This is a genomic window from Alteromonas aquimaris, from assembly GCF_026183695.1.
GTDB classification, from domain to species: Bacteria; Pseudomonadota; Gammaproteobacteria; order Enterobacterales; family Alteromonadaceae; genus Alteromonas; species Alteromonas aquimaris.
This window is the reverse complement of sequence record NZ_JAPFRD010000013.1, coordinates 192806-215625: the sequence shown is the minus strand read 5'-3', so window position 1 is coordinate 215625 and position 22820 is coordinate 192806. Positions and strand designations below refer to the sequence as shown.

19 protein-coding genes are annotated in these 22820 nt (G+C 44.6%); 13 read left to right on the top strand and 6 right to left on the bottom strand.

Annotation, left to right across the window (positions count from 1 at the left end; genetic code table 11):
* Window positions 1–7 precede the first annotated feature (7 nt).
* The 7 genes from OPS25_RS15475 to OPS25_RS15445 all read left to right on the top strand — a co-directional run bounded on the left by OPS25_RS15475 (window position 8) and on the right by OPS25_RS15445 (window position 6511).
* The gene (locus tag OPS25_RS15475; RefSeq protein WP_265618786.1) at window positions 8–394 is read left to right on the top strand and encodes a RidA family protein; all 387 of its coding nucleotides are present in this window, start codon (window positions 8–10) and stop codon (window positions 392–394) included.
* A gap of 38 nt (window positions 395–432) precedes the next feature.
* Window positions 433–1149, top strand: coding sequence for a tRNA (guanosine(18)-2'-O)-methyltransferase TrmH (trmH, locus tag OPS25_RS15470; RefSeq protein ID WP_265618785.1), 717 nt, complete (start codon window positions 433–435; stop codon window positions 1147–1149).
* 63 nt (window positions 1150–1212) lie between these two features.
* A complete protein-coding gene (locus OPS25_RS15465) occupies window positions 1213–1866 on the top strand; it encodes a peroxiredoxin-like family protein (RefSeq protein ID WP_265618784.1) in 654 nt (217 codons plus the stop codon).
* A 71-nt stretch (window positions 1867–1937) separates the two neighbouring features.
* A complete protein-coding gene (recG, locus tag OPS25_RS15460; protein WP_265618783.1) occupies window positions 1938–4010 on the top strand; it encodes an ATP-dependent DNA helicase RecG in 2073 nt (690 codons plus the stop codon).
* Complete coding sequence (locus OPS25_RS15455; RefSeq protein ID WP_265618782.1) at window positions 3997–4764, top strand: class I SAM-dependent methyltransferase; 768 nt, start codon at window positions 3997–3999, stop codon at window positions 4762–4764. Before recG ends, OPS25_RS15455 begins: the two co-directional genes overlap by 14 nt.
* Window positions 4765–4776: 12 nt before the next feature.
* Window positions 4777–5250: a peroxiredoxin gene (locus OPS25_RS15450; RefSeq protein WP_265618781.1), complete on the top strand. Its 474-nt coding sequence runs from the start codon at window positions 4777–4779 to the stop codon at window positions 5248–5250.
* A gap of 79 nt (window positions 5251–5329) precedes the next feature.
* On the top strand, window positions 5330–6511 hold the full coding sequence (locus tag OPS25_RS15445; protein ID WP_265618780.1) for a BaiN/RdsA family NAD(P)/FAD-dependent oxidoreductase: 1182 nt from the start codon (window positions 5330–5332) through the stop codon (window positions 6509–6511).
* A gap of 48 nt (window positions 6512–6559) precedes the next feature.
* On the opposite strand, the gene OPS25_RS15440 is transcribed toward OPS25_RS15445, so the two are convergent.
* Window positions 6560–6838 (bottom strand): peptidylprolyl isomerase, encoded by a 279-nt coding sequence (locus OPS25_RS15440; RefSeq protein WP_265618779.1) that lies wholly within the window; start codon window positions 6836–6838, stop codon window positions 6560–6562.
* A 627-nt stretch (window positions 6839–7465) separates the two neighbouring features.
* Here OPS25_RS15440 and OPS25_RS15435 point away from each other — a divergent pair.
* The 3 genes from OPS25_RS15435 (at window position 7466) to OPS25_RS15425 (ending at window position 9068) form a co-directional block, all read left to right on the top strand.
* Entirely contained in the window at window positions 7466–8062 is a 597-nt protein-coding gene (locus OPS25_RS15435) for a hypothetical protein (protein ID WP_265618778.1), read from the top strand.
* Window positions 8063–8194: 132 nt separating this feature from the next.
* Window positions 8195–8644 carry an SRPBCC domain-containing protein gene (locus OPS25_RS15430; protein WP_265618777.1) on the top strand — a complete coding sequence of 150 codons (450 nt, stop codon included), beginning with the start codon at window positions 8195–8197 and terminating at the stop codon, window positions 8642–8644.
* 205 nt (window positions 8645–8849) lie between these two features.
* Window positions 8850–9068, top strand: coding sequence for a VF530 family protein (locus tag OPS25_RS15425; RefSeq protein ID WP_265618776.1), 219 nt, complete (start codon window positions 8850–8852; stop codon window positions 9066–9068).
* A 206-nt stretch (window positions 9069–9274) separates the two neighbouring features.
* Here the strand turns inward: OPS25_RS15425 and OPS25_RS15420 are convergent, their stop codons facing one another.
* The 5 genes from OPS25_RS15420 to efpL all read right to left on the bottom strand — a co-directional run bounded on the left by OPS25_RS15420 (window position 9275) and on the right by efpL (window position 16065).
* Window positions 9275–10654 carry a diguanylate cyclase gene (locus tag OPS25_RS15420; RefSeq protein WP_265618775.1) on the bottom strand — a complete coding sequence of 460 codons (1380 nt, stop codon included), beginning with the start codon at window positions 10652–10654 and terminating at the stop codon, window positions 9275–9277.
* 414 nt (window positions 10655–11068) lie between these two features.
* The gene (locus tag OPS25_RS15415) at window positions 11069–12124 is read right to left on the bottom strand and encodes a lipocalin-like domain-containing protein (protein WP_265618774.1); all 1056 of its coding nucleotides are present in this window, start codon (window positions 12122–12124) and stop codon (window positions 11069–11071) included.
* Complete coding sequence (locus tag OPS25_RS15410) at window positions 12121–14523, bottom strand: FtsX-like permease family protein (protein ID WP_265618773.1); 2403 nt, start codon at window positions 14521–14523, stop codon at window positions 12121–12123. Before OPS25_RS15410 ends, OPS25_RS15415 begins: the two co-directional genes overlap by 4 nt.
* Window positions 14504–15160 (bottom strand): ABC transporter ATP-binding protein, encoded by a 657-nt coding sequence (locus OPS25_RS15405; RefSeq protein ID WP_265618772.1) that lies wholly within the window; start codon window positions 15158–15160, stop codon window positions 14504–14506. Before OPS25_RS15405 ends, OPS25_RS15410 begins: the two co-directional genes overlap by 20 nt.
* A 329-nt stretch (window positions 15161–15489) precedes the next feature.
* Window positions 15490–16065 (bottom strand): elongation factor P-like protein EfpL, encoded by a 576-nt coding sequence (gene efpL, locus OPS25_RS15400; RefSeq protein ID WP_265618771.1) that lies wholly within the window; start codon window positions 16063–16065, stop codon window positions 15490–15492.
* Between the two features lie 419 nt (window positions 16066–16484).
* On the opposite strand from efpL, the gene OPS25_RS15395 reads away from it, so the two are divergent.
* From OPS25_RS15395 to OPS25_RS15385, 3 genes are all read left to right on the top strand, one after another.
* On the top strand, window positions 16485–17090 hold the full coding sequence (locus OPS25_RS15395; protein ID WP_265618770.1) for a DNA-J related domain-containing protein: 606 nt from the start codon (window positions 16485–16487) through the stop codon (window positions 17088–17090).
* A 149-nt stretch (window positions 17091–17239) separates the two neighbouring features.
* Complete coding sequence (locus OPS25_RS15390) at window positions 17240–21451, top strand: PKD domain-containing protein (protein ID WP_265618769.1); 4212 nt, start codon at window positions 17240–17242, stop codon at window positions 21449–21451.
* 219 nt (window positions 21452–21670) lie between these two features.
* Window positions 21671–22816, top strand: a complete 1146-nt coding sequence (locus OPS25_RS15385; RefSeq protein WP_265618768.1) for an efflux RND transporter periplasmic adaptor subunit — start codon at window positions 21671–21673, stop codon at window positions 22814–22816.
* Window positions 22817–22820 lie beyond the last annotated feature (4 nt).

The following is a 22820-nucleotide window of genomic DNA, read 5'->3' as shown; positions in this document are numbered from 1 at the left end:
AAACATTATGGCTAAATCAATTATTCAAACGGACAGCGCTCCGGCAGCAATTGGTACGTACAGTCAAGCTGTGAAAGCAGGCACTACAGTGTATCTTTCTGGGCAAATTCCACTTAACCCTGACACCATGGAATTAGTATCAGATGATTTTGAAGCCCAAGCTAAACAGGTATTCGAGAATCTTAAGGCGGTGTGTACCGCGGCTAGAGGTTCAATGGATGATTTGGTGAAAGTGAATATTTACTTACTTGATTTGGGGCACTTCGCAAAGGTGAACGAAATCATGAGCCAGTATTTTAACAAACCTTATCCTGCTCGCGCCGCCATAGGTGTTGCCCAGCTACCCAAGTCAGCGCAAATCGAAATCGACGGCATAATGGAATTGCCTGAGTAAGTATAGGGTTCAACCTCTGCTGTATTCCTGAGGATATTATGTCACCAGAACGCTATCAGCGTATTCGGACCATGTTAGCCAAACGGCAGACCGACCTGACCGTTTGTCTGGAAAATGTTCATAAGCCCCACAATGTGTCTGCCGTAGTGCGTACGTGTGACGCTGTGGGGATTCACCGGGTACATACCGTTTGGGAACAGAAATACAAATTGCCGGGTGGCACGGCAATGGGTAGTCAACAATGGGTCAGACAATCAAATCACGATACGATTGGTGATGCGCTCTCACACCTTAAAAGTAAGGGTATGCAAGTATTGGTTACCCACCTTTCCGACACGGCTGTGGATTTTAGATCCATCGATTATACCAAACCTACCGCTATCCTATTTGGACAGGAAAAATATGGGGCGACGGATGAAGCTATCGCCATGGCCGATCAAGATATCGTCATCCCGATGTTGGGGATGGTACAGTCATTAAACGTATCGGTGGCAGCTGCGTTAGTGCTTTATGAAGCGCAGCGACAACGTGATATCGTGGGCATGTATGATCAACAACAGCTTAGCGAACAAGCCTGCCAGGAATTTCTATTTGAGGGGGGGTATCCTCGCCTGTCGCGAATGTGCAAACAAAAAGGCATCGCTTATCCTCCTATAGATGATAGCGGGCAAATCGCTGCTGATGAAAGCTGGTGGCAACAGATGCAATTGTCACCTAAAGCGATGGCAGCATTAAAAGCCGACGAATCGTCATAATAATGAAATAATACGTGATGTGATCAGGTCATATAGTCATCTTCATTAACTGAGACATTATGTATGATTAAGACCTACGCACTGGCGCTTCTAGCAGCGTTACTGATGATTACGCACCCAGTAAGTGCCAATACCTCCCCGTTCGCCTCAAATTCGCTGGATGTCAGGCCGTTGTTAAATGGAATGTCGGTGCCAGACATTATGGTGAAAGACGCGCAAGGCTCGCCGTTTAGCTTAAAGGCGCTTTTTATGCAAAAGCCGAGCGTTGTATTGTTTTACCGAGGGGGTTGGTGCCCCTATTGCAACCGACAGTTGGCTGAACTTAAAGATATCGAAGCGGACTTAGTTCAGCTTGGTTATCAGATCCTGGCGATTTCCCCGCAATCACCTGCCCAGCTTCAAGAACAAAAATTTGACGCCAATCAGGCAGTTACATTGTTGACTGATGAAAACTTAGCCGCTATCTCTGGCTTTGGTATCGGGTTTACCGTTGATGAGGAAACGCGAGATAAATACAAAGGGTACAATATTTCGTTGACCGAGAATGCGCAGGGAAAGGCGGTATTACCCGCACCCAGCCTGTTTTTTGTCGACACCAAAGGTGTAGTGCAACTAAGTTACGTAAATCCCGATTATAAAGTGCGTCCCTCTGCTGAGTTAGTGCTGGCCATGGCGAGAGCATTAGCTATACCCGAGACAACCGCAAACAAAGAGTAATCGACTTCACGCTGGAGACTTTTTACGGTTATACTGCGGCTACTTAGGAATAGCCGAGGGAACTGGCTGCGATGCAGTCTCTAGCGCACATGCCTCTTACCCAGTTAAAGGGAGTGGGAGCAAAAGTAGCCGAAAAGCTTGAAAAAATTGGTGTCTACACGGTCCAGGATTTGCTCTTCCACTTACCTGCCCGTTACGAAGATCGCACCCGGATTTATAGTGTGGCTGAATGTCGCCCGTTTACTCATGTCAGTGTGATGGGCGAAGTAATGCAAGCTGATATTCAGTATGGCCGTAAGCGTATGCTGGTGGTAAAGCTTTCAGATGGATCAGGTACCCTAACCCTGCGCTTTTTTCACTTTGGTGCGGCCCAACGCACTATGCTTTCACCGGGTAATCGGCTGCGCTGCTTTGGTGAGATCCGCACAGGCAAAGTCGGACTGGAAATGATGCATCCGGAGTTTGCCTTACAAAGCGAAGATGCAAGTGCCAATGAGGAAACCTTGACGCCAGTTTATCCCACCACAGAGGGCGTGAAGCAACTTACACTTCGTAAGTTAACCGAGCAGGCGCTGGCACTGCTCAGCGATAAAAACCTTACCGATCTCATGCCTGGTGGTTTATACCAGCAGCAGATGCCACTGCATAAGGCGTTGCATACGGTCCATCGGCCTACGCCAGATGTGCCTATCGAGACATTTGAAAGTGGCGCACATCCTGCGCAAAAAAGGCTGATTATCGAGGAGCTTTTAGCTCATCATTTAAGTGTGTTGAAGGTGCGCCAACAGTCAGATGCGCAACCGGGCATACCGCTGAACGCAGCACCGGATCTGACAGGTCAGTTACTTGCCTCGCTCCCATTTTCCCCAACCGGAGCGCAGCGAAGGGTGGTAGAAGACATTCAGACCGACCTTAGAAAATCACGCCCGATGATGCGGTTGGTACAAGGTGATGTAGGCTCAGGTAAAACACTCGTGGCGGCCTTAGCAGCACTTACCGCGATTGGCAACGGTTACCAGGTGGCCTTGATGGCTCCTACTGAGTTGCTGGCTGAACAGCACGCCATTAATTTTAAAAATTGGCTGGCACCCTTAGGGATAGAAGTAGGCTGGTTAGCGGGTAAGTTAAAGGGTAAGAAACGCGATGAGATACTTGCTCGGCTGGCAAACGGCGAGCTTCAAATGTTGGTCGGCACCCATGCGATTTTTCAGGAGGCGGTAGCATATCATCAGCTAGCTTTGGTTATAGTCGACGAGCAACATCGTTTTGGTGTGCATCAGCGACTCGCGTTAAGAGAAAAAGGTCGTGTACAGGGGCGATTTCCACACCAGTTGATCATGACTGCGACACCTATTCCCCGCACCTTAGCCATGACAGCGTACGCAGATTTAGATACGTCTGTTATCGATGAACTCCCGCCGGGCAGAACCCCTGTCACCACCGTGGTGCTGCCAGACTCCCGGCGTGCAGATGTGATCCAGCGTGTGTATGAGGCCTGTAAAACGAATGGACGCCAAGCTTACTGGGTGTGCACTTTAATTGAAGAATCTGACGTACTGCAATGTCAGGCTGCAGAAGATGCCGCTATTACTTTGCGCACCGCTTTGCCTGAACTGCGTATTGGGCTGGTGCATGGCCGCTTAAAAGCCGACGAAAAGCAGCAAGTTATGGCTGATTTTAAGGCGGGCGAACTGGACTTGCTGGTGGCCACCACTGTGATTGAGGTTGGAGTGGATGTACCGAACGCCAGTATCATGATCATTGAAAACCCAGAACGACTAGGGTTGGCGCAACTTCATCAATTACGCGGTCGGGTAGGACGAGGGGCAGTGGAAAGCCAGTGCGTATTGATGTATCAAAGCCCATTGTCAAAAACCGCGACCCAGCGGCTGGCTGTGCTAAGAGAGTCAAGTGACGGTTTTTACATTGCCCAGCGGGACCTGGAAATCAGGGGGCCTGGTGAGCTTATGGGCACCAAACAAACTGGTATTGCTGACTTGAAAATTGCGGATTTAGTGCGTGATGCGCAACTTATTCCCCAGGTACAACAAATCGCCCAACGCCTGTGGAATGAGCATCCCTCTAATGCCCAAGCTATAATCAACCGCTGGATTGGCGTAAAGGAGCAGTATGGCCATGCTTAATACTGTGCAATTGTATGTGGATAGCACCGATCCTCTCGCGTCTGCAAAAGCCCAGAGTCTCAGTAAACGCTGGAAATTTGAGGTCGTAAAGCAGCCACCCTCTGGATTAGCACTTTGTATTGAACAAGAACAATTAGTGCTTAAGGATTTTAATGAACCCAAACAGCATGGTATCACGGTAGATTTCCTGTCTGCACAAACTCAATATCGCAAACAACATGGTGGTGCTTTTAAAGAGCCCCTAGCCAAAGCATTCGGCGTGAAATCTACGCGCCCGCTTACCCTTATCGACGCTACGCCAGGTCTGGGACGCGATGCCTTCGTGCTGGCAAGTAGCGGCTGTAAGGTAGTCTTGATAGAGCGCTCGCCCGTGGTGGCGGCGTTATTAGCAGATGGTATCGAGCGCTTACAAGCGCAGCAACCTGAGGTGGCGGCGCAATTATCACTTATCCATGGCGATAGTATATTAGTTATGCAAAACTGGGCATTAGACGAAGTGGACGGTATTTATTTGGACCCGATGTTTCCACATCGGAAAAAATCTGCTTTAGTTAAAAAAGAAATGCGCGTGTTTCAACAATTGCTTGGGCCGGATGCTGATGCCAATGAGTTATTAGCGCCAGCGATGAAACTGGCGAAATCACGCGTCGTGGTGAAGCGACCTAATAGCGCACCACTGTTAAATGATTGCAAACCAACAATGGCAATCACCAGTAAAAAACATCGATTTGATGTTTATCTGACCAATACTTGATAGGAGAATTAGATGATACAAGTAGGAAGCTCATTACCTGAAGTTACCCTGAGCGTATTAAAAAATGGAAAAATGACCAATCCTCATGTGGAGGAGTTGTTTGGTGGTAAAAAGGTGGTGTTGTTTGCCGTTCCCGGTGCATTTACTCCTACTTGTAGCCAAACACACCTGCCAGGATATGTAGCGCTGGCCGATAAGATTAAGGCAAAGGGTGTCGACTCGATAATTTGTATTTCAGTAAACGACGCATTCGTTATGGATGCGTGGGGCAAAGCCACCAATGCTGAAGAAATCATTATGGCCGGTGATGGCAATGCTTTTTTCACAGAATCCATCGGCATGGATGTGGATACGGGTGAGTTCGGTGGAGTACGCTCTGTTCGTTATTCCATGTTGGTAGAAGATGGGATTGTGCGAAAACTCAATATTGAAGACCCGGGTAACTTCGAAGTGAGTGACGCACAAACTATGCTGGATAGCTTGTAACTCTCCTGTAGGATTTTTCCTCCATCGGGTCGATAACCTGTATAATCGCCGCGGGGTAATTTATTCAGGTTAATCGCTAATGGTAAAACAGCGAGATGTGATCATTATTGGCGCAGGGGCAGCTGGGCTTTTTTGTGCTGCCCAAGCGGCTAAACGCGGTCGCAAAGTCGAAGTACTTGATCATGCAAAAAAAGTGGGTCGCAAAATCCTAATGTCGGGTGGCGGCCGCTGTAATTTTACTAACATGTATGCCTCCCCCGAAAATTATTTATCGCAAAACCCCCATTTCTGTAAGTCAGCGTTAAGCCGCTATACGCAATGGGATTTTATTTCGTTGGTAGGGGAATACGGCATCCCTTATCATGAAAAAACCTTAGGTCAGCTTTTTTGTGATGATTCCGCTGCTGATATTGTTAACCTGCTTTTAAATGAATGCTCCAAGTATGGGGCCCTGGTCACCACCCGCTGTGAAGTGTTGAGCGTCGAGAAAATCGCCGATAAATTTACTGTGAACACCTCATTGGGTGAATATCAGGCAGAGTCGGTGGTTATCGCCACCGGAGGGTTGAGTTTACCTAAACTGGGTGCCACGCCATTCGGCTATAAAATTGCAGAACAGTTTGATTTGGCAGTGCTACCCACTCGGGCGGGCCTGGTCCCGTTTACGCTGCACGATCAAGATAAACACGTGTTTGCTGATTTAAGTGGGATTGCGGTAGATGTGTGTGCGGGAAATACGCGTAATTCCTTTACCGAAGCGATGCTATTTACTCATCGTGGTTTAAGCGGCCCATCTATGTTGCAGATCTCCTCTTATTGGGAACCAGGTGAAGCTATAGAAATAAATCTACTGGCCGCTGCACAGGGTGATATATTGCTGGAGGCCAGGAAGGTATCGCCGGAGGCTCAGCTGTCGACAGTGTTAGCGAAACACTTCCCAAAACGATTGGCCCAGGTACTTATAGAAGTCAACAACTGGAAAAATCTGCCCATAAAGCAATTTTCTGATAACCAGCTTTTGCTCATGCAAGAGGCCCTATGCGAATGGAACATAAAACCAAATGGTACTGAAGGGTATCGTACTGCGGAAGTAACGTTAGGGGGCGTAGACACTAACGAGATATCGTCTAAGACCATGATGGCCAAGAAAGTAGAAGGGTTGTTCTTTATCGGCGAGGTGATGGACGTTACAGGCTGGTTGGGTGGCTACAATTTTCAGTGGGCATGGAGTAGCGGTTGGGCCGCAGGCCAGGAGGTTTAATGTTTGTCTGTTGTTGTCCGTCAATTAGGGAAAACTTCAAACAAAACGCTAACTCCGATAAACAGTTTTAATCAAATGAAAACCAAATTTAGTTTTTACTGGGCCATGCACTTCAAAAAGCGCTTTTTTGAAAACAACTTCGTCAAAAGCCTTGACCATATCTCCACGATTGAACTCTCCTAAATCCCCTCCGCGTTTGCGGGAGGGACAGATAGAATGCTTTTTAGCTAACTGCTGAAAGTTAGCGCCTCTGGCCAATTGTTGCTTAAGCTTTTCAGCTTCTTCTTTTGTCTTTACCAGAATATGGTAGGCACTGGCTCGTGGCATGAGATTCTCTTCTAACTACAGTTTTGTAAAGTATAAATGAAGCGCCTTTCATTCCAAAACAATACAGCTGTAATAATGGCGTCGGTGTCAGTTAAGTGGAATGCTACGACGGCTGCCTTTGGGAATGATACTTTTTGAATGTCCAAATTTTGTCTGGCACAGACCCTCAACTATACCCGCTAACCTGACTGCCATATACAAGTTTCCTACGAAACGGGAGGCAACTTATGGCTATTCAAATTCATACACTTTGTAACAAAGACCGCATAGTCAGACAGAAAAAAACCCTTCAATTATCCTACCTATTGCGTATACGAATTCGTTTAGAGCTTGAGGAAAGGGCTCGTGCCAACGGAATGGAATATAGTACAGTTTGGCGCTTAGAATTAATGAGAAGTCTTAATTGCACATCAATTTCAGTACATAAAAATGCCAATTTATTGATTTACTTAAACTACATTAAGTTTTCGCCCCGTTACTACTTAGAGGGCTCAGAAATACGTATATAAAGCAGTGTTTTTGGTTTTTTTAATGCTATAAAGTGCTGATATTAAATAAGAATGCGGGGTTCGTGTGTGAAAGCATCCTCGAGTTATAAGGTGTTAGGCGCCTAAAAGGATTTTTTATATGAAGGTATTGTTTTTCTCACTTTTGCTAGTCTTTATGGCAAATGCTGAAGAAGCCCCTCCTAGCAACGTTGCCGTCAAGGGCAAAATTGAGTTTTCAATCAGAAAATCAAATGGTGAATTTGAGATCAGTCAGTTGATTGATGTTCCAAAAGATCTAATTGGAGTGCAAGAGTGTCACATTCAATTAATAGCTGAGGATGATTTTTATAATACTTACCCCGGTTATATTGAGTTGAGAACTCTTCCAAACGGTATTGTGGCTCCCATATTCATTATTTCATCCAAGTATATTGATGAAAATAGTCGCTATTGGAAAAAACACATTAACAGTGCAACTATCTCAGTTGGCGGATTCTCGACGAATTCAGATTGGATACCCGAAATAATTAATGGCGAATATGTATTATTTTCTACAAATATTGATTCAGGGCTTAATATCTTTCATCAGATTACACTAGGTCAACCATTGACGGTTGAGTTACAAAGATCAGAGAATCCAACTTTGGTCACTATTAGCTACACACCTGTTGACGCTTCTTTATCAAATATGATCAGATTATGCATGCAGAGAATAATGGGAGACACCGGTGCCTAAGAAATGCATCAAACCTCCCTGCGTTCGTGGGGACACCTACTTGCTGGCTGGCGCTGCGCCCCAGTATAATCAACAAGTAGTTACCCTTTATGCAAAGCGTTATGCGTCTTTAACGATATTTTCGGGAGTACCATGATGAATCTAGTTGCACGAGCGCAATCAATCGTTCGTTCGAGCCCTGACAAAGTATTCGAAGCATTCGTCAACCCAGAACGAATGAAGAAATTTTGGTTTCACCGAACAGATTCAGGCCTCAAGATGGGTGAATCGGTGACCTGGTTCATCGGTGATGATGATGACGCCTTTGGGTTTACTGTCCAAGTCTTAGAGTTGAAAAAAGACTCTTTGATTCATATCAAGTGGGGAAACGAAGACACATGGACTGAAGTTCGGTGGATTCTAGAAGAAACAAATACTGGCGACACCAAACTGACAATCGAAGAAACCGGATTTACCGGGAGTAACGATGACATCATAGTTCGTGCACTCGATTCCACAGGCGGCTTCAACCAAGTCATCGTTGCAGCGAAGGCTTTACTGGAACACAACACTGTCATTAATATTGTTACTGATCATGCGTAGCACGACGCATAAGAGAACTCTATAACGCGGTTGGCGCGCCCGGACAGTAACACGGTGGCGACTTCGATATTCGTGCCATCGTGTGACGGCTCGTTACTGCGACGTTATGCGCAAAGCTATGCAGTTGACAATTTAGTTTTCTTTAGTGGTTGTAGTCCTTTAGTTTGTTAAACTGCTTTAGCTAATTTAACTTCCAAGGTATCTGATGAATCAGGAACAGATCAATAATCCTTTGCATGGGCTTACGTTGGAAACGATTCTAACTCGGCTACATGAGTACTATGGTTGGAAAGGTTTATATCAACGGGTAAGGGTAAATTGCTTTAGTAATGATCCTTCAATTAAATCATCTTTAAAATTTTTACGTAAAACTCAATGGGCTAGGGATAAAGTAGAGTCGTTGTACATAGATACATTTACGTAATGGAGTGACGTTGCGCATAACAACCCAAGCAAGCGGGACAATTACACGCCGACTTCCGTCGCTTCGTTCAGTATTATAGCTTGGGTGCAATTGCTCCTTTTCGGGGCCTTGACCGTCCGCTTAAAGTCTTGAGCCACTGCATCTAAACGCTCCCTACACTATTTTGCAGCCCCTCTTTTCATACAGGTACATTTAAAGGACAGCCTTTAAGTGATTACAACAAAACGGTCTTTTCCCTCGCTTTTCGCTTGATACAGTGCTTTATCCGCATCGCGTAGGGTCTCTTCAAAATCTGTAATTTCTTTAGCGTCAACCGCTGTCATACCGATGCTAACCGTAATGGTCACATCTTTCGATTCAGTGTGAACTTTCAGCTGCCTGGCCGCATTAAGCAAGCGTTCCCCGAGTACTGACGCATCCTGTTCCTGACTGGCCGAGGCTGCAAACGCGAACTCTTCACCACCATAGCGGCAAAATGTATCTTCGGTACGAAAAATAGCCTGTATTGCTTGCGCGAGTTCAACCAATACGGCATCGCCAATGTCATGACCGAACTTATCATTAACTAACTTAAAATCATCAATATCCAATAAGCCTAAAATTACTGCTGAATTACTGCGCTGACTTGCGCTGATAAGTTTAATAATCTGATCCCTGAATAAACGACGATTGGGTGCATGGGTGAGAGGATCGAAAAACGCAATTTTCTCTAGCTTCGCTTTCGCTCTTTCTAATTCCTGCGTGCGATTCTCTACAATTTCCTCAAGCTTTAGTTTTAGCACGCGCAAATCTTCATTGCGTTTTTTTAGTTGCTCCTGCCTGAATATGATTTCCGATACGTCCCGTTCAATGGCAGCAAAATGCGTCGTTTCACCATATTTATTCACCAAGGGTATAATATTGAATTCAATCCAATAGGGGCGGCCGTTTTTGTCATAATTGAGTAGCGTTTCAGTCACCGCTGCTCCTTTCTCCAGGGCGGTATGAATACGCTTGGTCGCAGCTTTATCAGTTAGCGCCCCCTGTAAGATTCGTGGTGTTTCACCTACCACTTCAGAGCTTGAGTAACCGGTGAGCAGTTCAAATGCTTTATTGACATATACAATGCGAGGGCCAGTAGGATAGTCAATATCCCCTGCTTCCGTCACAATAACGATGTCCTGAGTATTTTGCACAATGTCTTCAAATGAAAACATTTTTTTCGCATCTGAAATATCAGTAAACGTGACGATAACAAAGCCGCCTTTGCCTACTTCCCCCTCCACATAGGCATTAACCTGAAACCAGCTAATATCTTTGGCGGAGCCATCTATTACGCCCACTATTTCATTGTTTAATTTATTGCGGGAATTTATGACCTTATTAACCGGATACTGGTCGAACGGTAATTTTCTCCCTCTGTCGTCGATAAACTGCCATTGGGGATCATAGGCGCTCTTGCCTATTATTTGGTCATAGCTTAAACGAAGTAATTCAAGCGCTTTGGGGTTAACGTAGGCAATGGTCGTATCCCAGCGGTGAATGACAATGCCTATGTGCGCCTGTTCAAGAATATTCTTTAGGTTCAGTTGATTAATATCATTCACAACAATTTATAATTAGTTAAGTGAGCAAGCTCTTAACAGCTTAGTCAGCATTGCAGGTCTGTGCAAATAATCACCACTGGTATACTTAAAGAGAAAATATGGGGTGAAACAGGTGACGCGCTCTTTTTTTTGCCGACAACGGGTGAAGTAGGAAGTGTGGTGTTGCAATTACACGAAAGCGGGATACGAACTTGGGTAATCTGCTAGAGGAAGTAACAAGTTTTACGTAGCAGGAAATTCACCGCCACAGGGTGATGAAGTTTTTCTTTGCCTTCCCTTCATGGTTGGTTTGATGACTTAACCCATTAAGCTGCCTTCACATGAGAATTTCTGTACAGAGTAAGGCTTTTAAACAGAATAAAAGAAAGCTTGCAGTGGTCTATAAGTGGGGCAACACTGCTTTAACCGAAAGTATCAGTTCCCCGTAACTTCTCCATACCCCTTCCCAGCAAACCCGCCAGTGGATTGTATTCTTCCCTCCCAATAGGAGATTGAGAGTTGATTGCGGGAGTCATGCGTTATCGTTTCAATAATTGTTGGTTCACGGTTCGGCAGGTCGACTCGCCATTTACGGGGATAGGTTTTGTTTCCCAATGAAATGGTTTGTTGCACCGTTAGGCTGATATCTTGGTGTTGGAGTGACACGGCCACACCCTCAGCATCAATAAGCGAGCCAGCGCAGTTTTCATAATTATCATTCTTGTCGCGAATACAAAATAGCATTAAACCGTTTTTTAGCTCTTCATCGACTAGGCTAAACCAATCCCAGCCCACCTGATCGGTGTCCAGCAAACTGGCAGACCATTCTCGATCATACCAGGCGTGGCCGGACACGGTATAGTCTTTACCTGCAAAGGTGAGTGAACCTGTCACCCTTAGAAAGGGATAACTAAAATAAAAAGAGGCGTGCCCGCTCTGCGTTTTCTGGCTGTAGCCGTTGTCACCATGCAGCGTAACAGGGCTGTTATCTAGCGTAAGGGAAACCGCGTAATTGGTCTCTTTCGCAGTTAACTGCAGAGGGAGAAAGTCACCCCCTAAGCTGCGTAATTGCCAATCATCCAGTACAGCTTCAAAAGGCGTACTGCTAACCTTGGCTTGACCAGCACGCGCAAAACGTTCAAATGCCATATGGGTTTGTTCGTGTTGTAAAGCGAAGTGGGCAAAATACAAATTGTCGTCCCACCATTTTGACTCTACTGAACCTGGTAGGAGGGTGCGAAATAATGTCCACTGTACACCAAATGTATCACCTGAATTACTTGTTAAGTTAGCGGTTAAGTACCACCATTCAATACCTTGTTGAGAATGAATGCCATGATCTGCAGGGAAGTCCACCACCCTTCCAGGCTTCACCGGTGTCCCCCGCGCCACGGCCCTGCCACTATGAGCGTGGTCTTGTTTAACTGGTTCACACGCTAGCAGTACCAAAACGAGGGGCAATAACCAAAAATTCAGCGGGCATACCTTCACCGTGCTCTCACCTCGAATTTAGTCAGTTTACGAATTGGAAAATAAGCACATATTGCTGACACCCCTATCAGGGTAAAACAGGTTGTGAATAAGGCATTCATGTCTGGGTGAAAATGAATGGTCCACCCGAATGCGATAGGCATCACAAATTTTAACAAAACGTAGCCCAGCGCAAACCCTAAAGGGAGAGTGAGTAAGGTAGCAATTGAAACGATTAGCGTGGTTTGCATAAGTTTAATAACACATAGTTGTGTACGGGTGACGCCTAATTCGTGCAATATTGATAGCTGCTTTAACTGATTTTCACTCAAGCTTAGCAAGCTTGTACACAAGCTGAGAAGGGCGATGGCAAAGATAAAGCCATTCAGGATCTTGGTCACAAAAAAAGTGTCATTGAATAATTCGGAAGCATACCGCTTAAAGCGCTGGTTGGGGTAAATTTGCGTGCTATCCTGGGCAAACTCATTCACTAATCTTTCGCTAAAGAGTTCACCTGAATAGGCAGGGTTCAGCCAAAGGGAATAGCCGAAAAAGACCGTGTTCAAATCACTTTGCTCATGCGTAGATTCAAGGATTAACACCCTGATGCCCGGATTACCATAATCATAAAAAAATTCGCTAATCCGACAGGTGAAGAGGGCAGTGTTTTGAGTAAAATTAATGGTTTGCCCCAGTGTTAATCCGTACTTGATTGCGCTTTGCTCATTGGCCAGACAGCCGCCCTGGTGAAACTGGCTGGCGCCAACTGTCGAGCCTGATGTCACGCTAATATGTCGATAATGCTGTGGAGTTTCACCATAACTTTCCAGCGTAGCGGGAATGTTGTCCACGTGCCCTGAGCTTTGCTGGTAAATATTGAGACGGGCAATTTCAGGCTGCTGGCTCAAGGTATAACGTAAATCGCGATCCCGTTGGGAGGTACGTAAATAGATATCCGCACTGAGTTGTTTTTCCAGGTGGTTGTCCAGCGTGATAGCAAAGCTATTTACCATGATCTGCATACTGATGGCAGAGCCCAACGCGACGACGATAGCCACAATAGCAATATGTAAATCAGTTAAGTGATAACGAGAGTCGGCATATAACCACCCGTAAAGTGGGCGGGAAAACGAAACCGGATAGCTCACCAATGCCTGCAATATTTTGGGCACCAGCATAACGAAAATGATTAAAACACAAAAACATAACAGTAAAGCCTGATAACTGGTGGCCGCTGTGAGGAATAGCCCAATTCCGCCGACCACACTCGCTAGCAGACATACGTAATAGGCTGGTTTCCTGAATCGAACGAAGCGCGGTATTTGCGCCAGCATGATAACCATCAATGCAATCAGGTTGAGTATAAATCCGAGTACCACATTAGACCATCGCCAGTGAATGACCAGGGTGTGGTCGAACTGGTACAGGCCTACCAGGGTGCGGTTAATATCGACAATAAGAGCATTGGAAATAACGTATCCGCAAAGGGTGCCAAGCGTGGCAGTGAGCAAACTTAGTGTGAATAATTCAATTACCAAACCTGCAGTGATGCCGCGTTTACTGCAACCGAGTAGAAACAGTTGCTTTAGCAGCGATTTGCGTGAACTTAAGCTTAACTTAATGGCATTAAAGCTTAAAAAAGCGGCGACTATATAGCCTAGCAGCGCTAGCGCTGTCAGGTTGAAAAAGAAGGCCTCGGAGAGAATGGTGAAATCCTGGTTTTCCGCCTCAACTAATTGCGCTTTGCCCGCGACTGCCTGCTCAATCAGGCGCGCTTGTTTTTCGGTTAAGTGGCTTAATTCAATAAAACTGAGCTGACCGTCGGCCTGAAGCAAGTAGTCAGCGGTAGCCAGATCGGTGATTGCCCAAAGGCCAATATTGTCCATCAGGCGAATGTCTGGTTGGGCCCGCTTTTTTCCAAGAACCAATGGAATGGGGTGACCTTCGGGGGTAAACAGCCGGGAGGTAAATTGTTTATCTACCATCGCACTGTAGAGTGGTGCTTCCTTAGATAACGGTATTCTGGCTTGCGCCGAGGCTGATTTGGGGTCACGGTTTAACCAGTGCAGCGTATTAACACCCTGAATTGCCAGTGAACGACCAGCTCGCGTTTGTAAGCTGCCGCGCAAAACGGGTTGGGCTTGGGTAAAACCCAGCCGACGTAAGTGAACCCATAACTCGCCATCGATATAGGTTTTACCTGTTAGTGGTTTGATAAAATGGCTAATGGGGTTACCAATCAGAGCAGATGATTCCTGAAAACGGTTGTGCGCTTCATGATTCAGCCCCGCAATAGCAGTTAACAAGGCGCTGCCAAGACTGAGCCCTAAAATAAATAGCGCGATAAGCCAGGGATGACGATAATAAAACGCTAAATGACTGGCTAACACCAGCCTGATGTCATTGATCAAGGGTGCCATTTTTTAATGTTTTAACGTGTTCGAAGTATCTTGCCAGCTGGTGACTGTGCGTGACCATGATCAAATTAATATTTCTGTCGCGGCACAAGGTAGTCAGTAATTCCACCACCTGATAAGAGCGTTTCAGGTCTAAGTTTCCTGTGGGCTCATCCGCAAGGACTAACCGAGGTTGGTGCAGAAGGGCCCTTGCTATGCTTACACGCTGCTGCTCTCCACCAGAAAGTTGGTGTGGCAAAGCGTTGAGCCTATGGGAAAGTCCGAGCACGTCCACGAGCTGGTTGAATTCATCGGCAGGTTGATGGGGGAAATTCAGCTTATGCTGAAACAGGATATTTTGCTTTACGGTTAAACATTCAAGCAGCTCGTAATGTTGGAAAACCAGCCCGACTCTTCGTCGATAGAGGGCCAGTTCATGGTCATTAAGGTGGGTAAGTATCTGATCATTCACCGTAATTGTGCCACTTTTTGTCCGCAGCAAGCCTGCTAATAGATGCAGAAAGGTGGTTTTTCCTGAACCACTGTCACCAAGTAGTGCTAAATGCTGTGCGGTCGCTACGGACAGGTTAAGCTGATCCAATATGACGTGTTCCTGGCTTCCATCCTTGCGGCTGAAGCACAAATTTTTGACTTCAATCATACTTATCCTCTGTGTGAGAAGGCCGCTTAGCATGAGGTGCATGACTCATGGAAAGTACAAGCGGTTGAGGGAAGGGGGTTGACCCCCTTCGTCGCCAGTAAGATAACCGCATCAAACTATATTTTAGTAGGTAATCTGGCTGGTCAGAGAGAAATGTCCGATTTTTGCCCAGCTGGCCCTCAACCATGCGTTTCAGGCCATGGTAACAATAAGAGAATGCAGAGCATCCAGTTTACGGGGGAGACAGGGCAGTATCAGGTCCGTTAGGAGTGAAAGGGTGAGCGAAAATTAAATAAGAATACCTAATCTAAAAATCGCTCCAGATATCATTAATGTTTATCGCCGCGGCCTTGAAACTTACGTTCTTCGGTGTTGATCTTTATCCATTCACCGGTACTGATATATTCAGGAACCTGAACCACTAATCCGGTCGATAAAGTAGCCGGCTTGGTGCGTGAAGTGGCCGAAGCCCCCTTAATTGAAGGGTCTGTTTCGACAATTTCTAATTCAACACTCATAGGTAAGTCGATTGCCACTGGCGCATCGCTCACAATCACCACCTGAATGCCATCGGTTTCTTCATTAAAAAACAGTGCTTCATCGGCGATACTGTCTTTGTGCAGGTGGTAAGGGGTGTAGTCTTCTTTATCCAGAAACACATACTCATCACCATCCATATAGGAGAACATCGCAGGACGGCGCACTAGATCTGCCATCTCCAGCATGTCAGAATCTTTAAATGTTTCATCAAATTTCGCCCCTGTTACCACATCATACATACGCATGCGGTAGATACTGCCCCCTGCACGCCCCTGGGGAACAGAACGCTCAATATCGCGCACAATACATGTTTTCCCATCGTACACGATGGTGTTATTTTTCTTTATTTCACTTGCCTTTGGCATGTTGGGAACCCTGTTATTTAAAACGCCAGTTACGCAGGCGTAGTGTATTAAAAGTATTATTCTCGGTGATTTTTTGAAGAATCGAAAGCTTAATTTTTAAGATATAGAAGGTGGGATCAGATACATTGCCTATAGCGAAATAAATTCATCATTTACTTCTGCGGCAGTTTCCACTTCAGCGCACAAATATCTGACAGTAAATTATATATTGCTGTACTCACTTCAAAGATGTGTTGAATGAGGGCTAAGGAATCTCTATTAATTAACGTCAATCCCGGTTTGTTCTTGTTAACCGCAACACACGAAGGCAGTAATTCTGCGGGCAAAGCTGAACGCTTCAACATCCGGTTATGGTTTTTGTTATATTAACTTCTCACCCTTTAGTTTGGCAGGAACATTAGTAATCTCATGGTTTGGTTATGACAGAAAGTAGGAATAGCACGCTGATTAAAACCTTACAGCATTTTGAGGATATTTTTAGTGAAGGAATAAGCGAATATCGTCTTATCGAAATGTTAAAACATGAGCCATTCACTTTATTTAAACAGCATGCACTCAGCGATTCGCTGTCTTTATTCCAAACGCACTTCGTTTTATTCAACGCTTTGTATCAGCTTCAGCAGCAATGGCGACAGAATAGAACGGGAATGCTAACCATTCATACACTTAACATTAAACTTTTACCCTATGCTCCGCAGGGGGCGGGGATAAACCTGCACGATCCATTAGCAGCTTACTATCTTGACTGGAATAATTTCAATGGAACTAAGGTTGGTGACATCGACAAGATGCTAGAGGATTTCTGGAAGCGAATGACATGTAGGTGTGCGTATAGTGAGATGGAAATTCAGAATGCCAGAGACACCATGGAAATCCCTGAAAGCGTGACGTTGAAAAAGGCCTATCTAAAACAACAATTTAAACGCTTACAACATCAACATCATCCCGATAAGGGGGGGGATGCTGAAAAATCTAAGCACATCGTGGCGGCGTATGACCTGCTAATAAAATTAGTGAGTGACTGATTAACCAAAATGCTTAAAGGTATTGGATACAAAAAAACGCGATCAAAATTTGTGCAATAACCGGTTTTTTTTTAATCATTAAACATTTCACTTGTATTAAATCTCATTTACTATACGACAGTTTTCTCATTTGAATGGAACTCTGTTGTATGAGCACGTATCGTTTTGCCCCAATTTTTTTCGCTTTTTTTCTTTTCGCTTGTGGCGGGGGCGGTGACGGCAGTTCATCTAGCTCTACACCAACACCAACACCAACACCAACACCGACGCCCACTCCTACGCCAACCCCAACACCAACACCCGCACCAGATCCAGCGCCATCACCTGATCCTGCGCCTCAATTATTTACCGGAGTATTTCTCGACTCTCCGGTAGCAGGGTTAGGTTATACGACAACATCAGGCCATGAAGGTACTACAAATGTTGATGGCGAGTATGCCTATGAAGAAAATGATTTCGTGACTTTCAAAATTGGCGAAATAACCCTGCCAGAACTTGCGGCTTCAAAAGTTGTTACGCCACTGGATGTGATGCAAACGAAAAATAACCGTTTGCCTTCAGTCATCAACCTACTCCGCTTAATACAGTCTCTTGATGAAGATGGTGACAGCAGTAACGGCATTCTAATAAGTGAAACATTACTGACCAAGCTTAATGCATCAGGATTGAACAAAGATGACTTAGCGAAAAGTGTCAGTGAATTTGAGCAAGCGGTTAACAATGCCGATATTTTCGATGCTGAAAATGGTACACCTTTTATTAGTGTGTCTGAAGCTATTAAACACTTTGAAGAATCATTAAATTCATCAGGTACACTGGATTCAGATAAAGACGGAATCCCAAATTCAGAGGACGCTGACGATGACAATGACGGTGTCCCTGATGCTGACGATATGTTCCCCTGGGATGAAACAGAAACGCTTGATTTTGACTTAGACGGTATCGGCGACAATGCTGACAATGATGATGACAACGATGGTATTGAGGATATTGTCGATGCGGAAATGCAACTTGTTTTGAATATAAGTGAAATGAGCGGAGAGGTGACGGATTATTTGGTGGACAAAGAAAATCAACATCTCTTCATAATTAGTGAAACTGCTCAAACATTAAATGTTATTGATATTAAAACGGCAGAGATTCTGCATACATTTACTTATGAATACTATCCGATAAAGATGAGGTTCAGTTTAGATGGGAAGTCACTATTTGTCGCGGCTAACTCCCTGCCTGAAGTAGATGCCAGGTTTGATTACAATGTAAATACAAAAATACATATTTACGATAAAGCATCGATGGAGATGACATCTGAACCGACATTTCGAAATGCGTCTATATTCGATTTCTTTGTAACAGAAAATAGTAAACTAATTACAAGTCCATCTAACAGTCAACACAGTGATGCCATTTATGACCTAAATTCGGCTGAACTCATAGCAGAACATAACTTGCATCATGCTATGAAATTCACTTATAACGCAGAGAAAAACATTCTTTATGCTGTCCTTCCTACTTCATATGGCCAACAGCTAAGGACATTGGATTTAGTAAGTTATGAAACACAATATGAATCGGACACGGTTATCCTAAACTATGTTTGGTTATCAGAAAATAACGATTTATTGTTCGAATCATATGGGTATTTCTATGCGGATAGTACCCTGGAGAGACTCGGTAGATTGCCTCTAACTTCCAGACCTATCAATGCATTATTTGATGACCAGTCAGAGATTGTCATTATTCAGCACGAAGATGGTGCGGTAAAGGTTTATAACAGTCAATATTTTCAATTGATCGAAACTATTCCCACATTGGGCGAAGTGAAAGGCCAACAGCTAATTGGCAACTATTTGTACTATGTGACCACTGTCGAGTCTGATTTAAAGTTAGTTAAGTTGTCGAAACCATGTCCGGCTTGCAATGACAACACTGCACCAACTGCTGAATTTTCCTTTTCATCTGTAAATGATATCAATAATGGTGAAACTATAATCTTTGATGCCAGTGAAAGTTCTGATGCGGAGAGCACTCTCCTGTACCGTTGGGATTTCGACGGTGACGATAGTTGGGACACTGATTTTATTTCTAGCAAAACCTTCAATTACGAATATTTTTACTCCGGCAATTTCCAGGTAGTTTTACAAGTCAAGGATTCATCTGGTGCTACTGCTACTAAATCTCTGCAAATTGATGTTGAGTTAGGGGTGAAAGATGGCGTACGAGTAGAAATACCTGAATCTGGTAATTATGCATTCAATACCAGATTCGCCGTAACTGTTACTAAGTACAATAAGTTGTTTGTCGCAGACTGGGAAAATCAACGGCTATGGATTCTGAATAGTGAAACGGGGGTAACAGAAAAATATTTTAATCTACCTACTGAGCCTTCTGGTTTATTCATTTCTGAAGATCAAGAACAGGTTTACCTGACGCTTTACGACAGGGATCAGAGTGTTGATCAAATAACACAGATAGCTGTTTACAATACGGCGGACCAAACAATGGTAAATATCTTTGATGGAGGAGGTGTTTACGTTGATATTATAGGTAAAGATAATCTTATTTACGTTGCCTCTACGAATAAACTTGAGATATTTGACGTAATCACTGGTGTTAAATACCAGTCTATTGAAAATGGAGCGTTTATAAATCAAATCTTGCTTTTCAGTCCTGATGGTAGCGAAGTCTGGTATACAGATTGGCTTGGGGATTTTGTTCGTTACGACATCGTCGAATTTGGACTATCAGAGAAAGAACGTATTTACTTTTCAGATGTGAACTTTGGGGAGGAGTCATGGATTACTCCTGATGGAAACTTCCTTATCACATCTGACCGAAGCATACTTAGACTACCGGATTTCGTTAAAGTAGGTGAACTCGATATCGATATCGAGTTGATTCGTGATGTTATATTTGATGAAAATGAAAACATTTTTTTCGTATCAGGGTCGAGTAACACTGAGATTGAGTTTTTCAATCTTCAGTCTTGGTTGAGCCTTGGTTCTCTTTCCACAGATAATGCGGCTGTACACATGTACATTAGTGCCGGACAAATCTATGCGCTAGCTTATGATGGTAGTGAGTCTAACCTTTCTGAGTTCAATCATCCCTGTGATATGTGTGGCGAAAATACTGCGCCAAATGCGGATTTGGATTATGCGGTTACCAACGACAGTTTCACTACTGCTGAAGTCTTTTCATTTGATGCATCATTAAGTTCAGATAACCAAGATGGGGACTCGTTGCAATATCGTTGGGACTTTGACGGTGACGGTGTTTGGGATCTGCCGTTCGATACCACTGCACAATCCGACCACCAGTTTGTGTTACCGGGTAATTACAATGTAACAGTGCAGGTGAAAGATTCGCTTGGCATGGTTGCCAGTACGTCTGTCAATATTGTAGTAGAGCCGGGAATTAATTATGGCGACCAAATAGTTGATGGTATTGCTTACGATCTGGCCTTTGTCGCCACCGATTTGGTGACAGATAGCATCAGACGGAGAGCCTATCTTACTGATAAGTTGAATAAACTGGTTTATGTGGTCGATACTCAGTCTGCAAACGTTGTCCGATCGTATTCTATGCCTCTGGAAGTTAAGCGCATGACCCTCTCGAGGGACGGAAATACATTATATATTGCAATGTTAACCACAGAACACGATTTCGATTGGGCGGATGCCGAGCAATTCGGCTATATTGCAGTATTTAATCTTAACACAAGCTCTGGCTGGCCCGAGCATACTCATTCTTACCAAATCCCCACTCATCCATATGATGTAGTTGAATATAGTTCAACTCTCATTATTTCATCTGGTTCGGGAGACTGGACCAATATAATCCTCGTGGATGCAAATGATGGAAGCTTAATTGATCAAGCTGGAATCTATTACAGATCGACATTATCGCTGCATCCACCAGGTAACTATGTATTCGCTGTAGATACGGCTTCTTATCCAACTAATTTCAAGCGATTCTCTATTACAAATTCGAGTATAGTAAGTGAAGGTGAAAGCCCTTATCTCGGTGAATATGAAATAGGTGAATACGTATGGGCCACACCGGATGGGAATTATTTAATATCTGCCGGTGGGGATGTATTTTCAACTAGCGATATGACCTTCGTTATGACGTTAAGCCACGATACTTCAATAGACGATGTGGCTTTCGATCTCGTAAATAACGTTGTTTATACAGTCAACGGTGGAAGAGTCTCAGAATATGATTTAGCTGATTTCTCTATAGTAAATTCTGAAACTTTTACTTTGGGTGACAAATTGATTTTTACGAATAGTGATGGGTTGATGAAACTCGATTCAAGCACAGGAATAATTGAACCCATCGTATTTTCTGGGCCATGATTTACTAATTAATTCGAAAATAACAAAGCCGGCGAAACTGCCGGCTTTCGTTTTCAGCTGATAAATAATTCTGATTTATCTATTAAATCGTATGCCACATTATTTTTATCGTAATATTTAACCACTCAACCTCAGCACAATTGACTAAGTACTTCTCAACGCGTATTTTTTAATGCTCCTGCCGCGTCGCCAATTTGGTAAACATTTAGGTTTTTTCAAATGTATCAGTTTTACAAGGTCGTTACTGTCATCCTTTCGTTATCGCTACTCGCGTGTGCTGAAGAGCCGGACGCTCAGCAGACAATGGGCCAAGATATGCCGCCACCGGCCGTGTCTGTGATGACATTATCGCGAGAAAATGTCACTCTTTCTACATCCTTGCCCGGGCGGATATCCCCTTCCAAACAAGCCCATGTAAGACCGCAGGTGGATGGTGTAGTGGTTAAACGATTTTTTGAAGAAGGCGCGAAAGTTAAAAAAGGTCAACAACTTTACCAAATCGATGATAGCCGCTACCGGGCGCAATATAATAGTGCCAAAGCCGATCTTCAAAGTGCACAAGCCAACGTCACTACCCTAGAAGCCAGAGCCAGCCGCGTCAAAAATTTGATCAGCAAAAACGCCATCAGCGAGCAGGAAAACGATGATGTTACAGCGCAACTCGCACAAGCGCGTGCTGCAAAAAGTGTAGCTGAAGCTACCACGCAATTGGCAAAAGTGAATCTGGATTACACCAAAGTGTATGCGCCTATTGAGGGTCATATTAGCCGCTCGCAAGTGACTGAAGGGGCACTGGTGACAGCTAACCAGACGCAGCCGATGGCAACGATTACTCAATTGGACCCGGTTTTTATTGATATTCAAAGTTCTGGCAAAGAAGTTCTTAAAATTCGTGAACTCATGCGGGAAAAAGGTGCCCTGCCGGTGGATATTGTGTTGAATAACTTAACCGGAGAGCGCTATCCACACCAAGCTGAGCTTAAGTTTTCGGAAGTGACTGTAGATGAGACTACAGGGGCGGTAACCTTACGCGCTGTGGCGCCCAATCCTGATGGCTTGCTAATGCCAGGCCTGTTCGTAAAGGCCAATATTCTCATGTCTACCGATAGTGCGCTGCTGCTACCTCAGCGTGCCACCACCCGCAACCCGGATGGCTCGCTGGTTGTATTTGTAGTGAATAAAAAAAATAAAGTAGAGGCACGTCCTGTTTCGGTGAAAAGCCTCTATCGCGATCAGTATGTGGTGGATCAAGGGGTAGCTGAAGGTGAAAGCATAATTGTTACCGGCTATCAAAAGGTACAGCCTGGAATGAAGGTATCCCCACAACCCTGGGGTGCAGCTCCCGCAAGCACGGCTGAGGAGTAAGGTT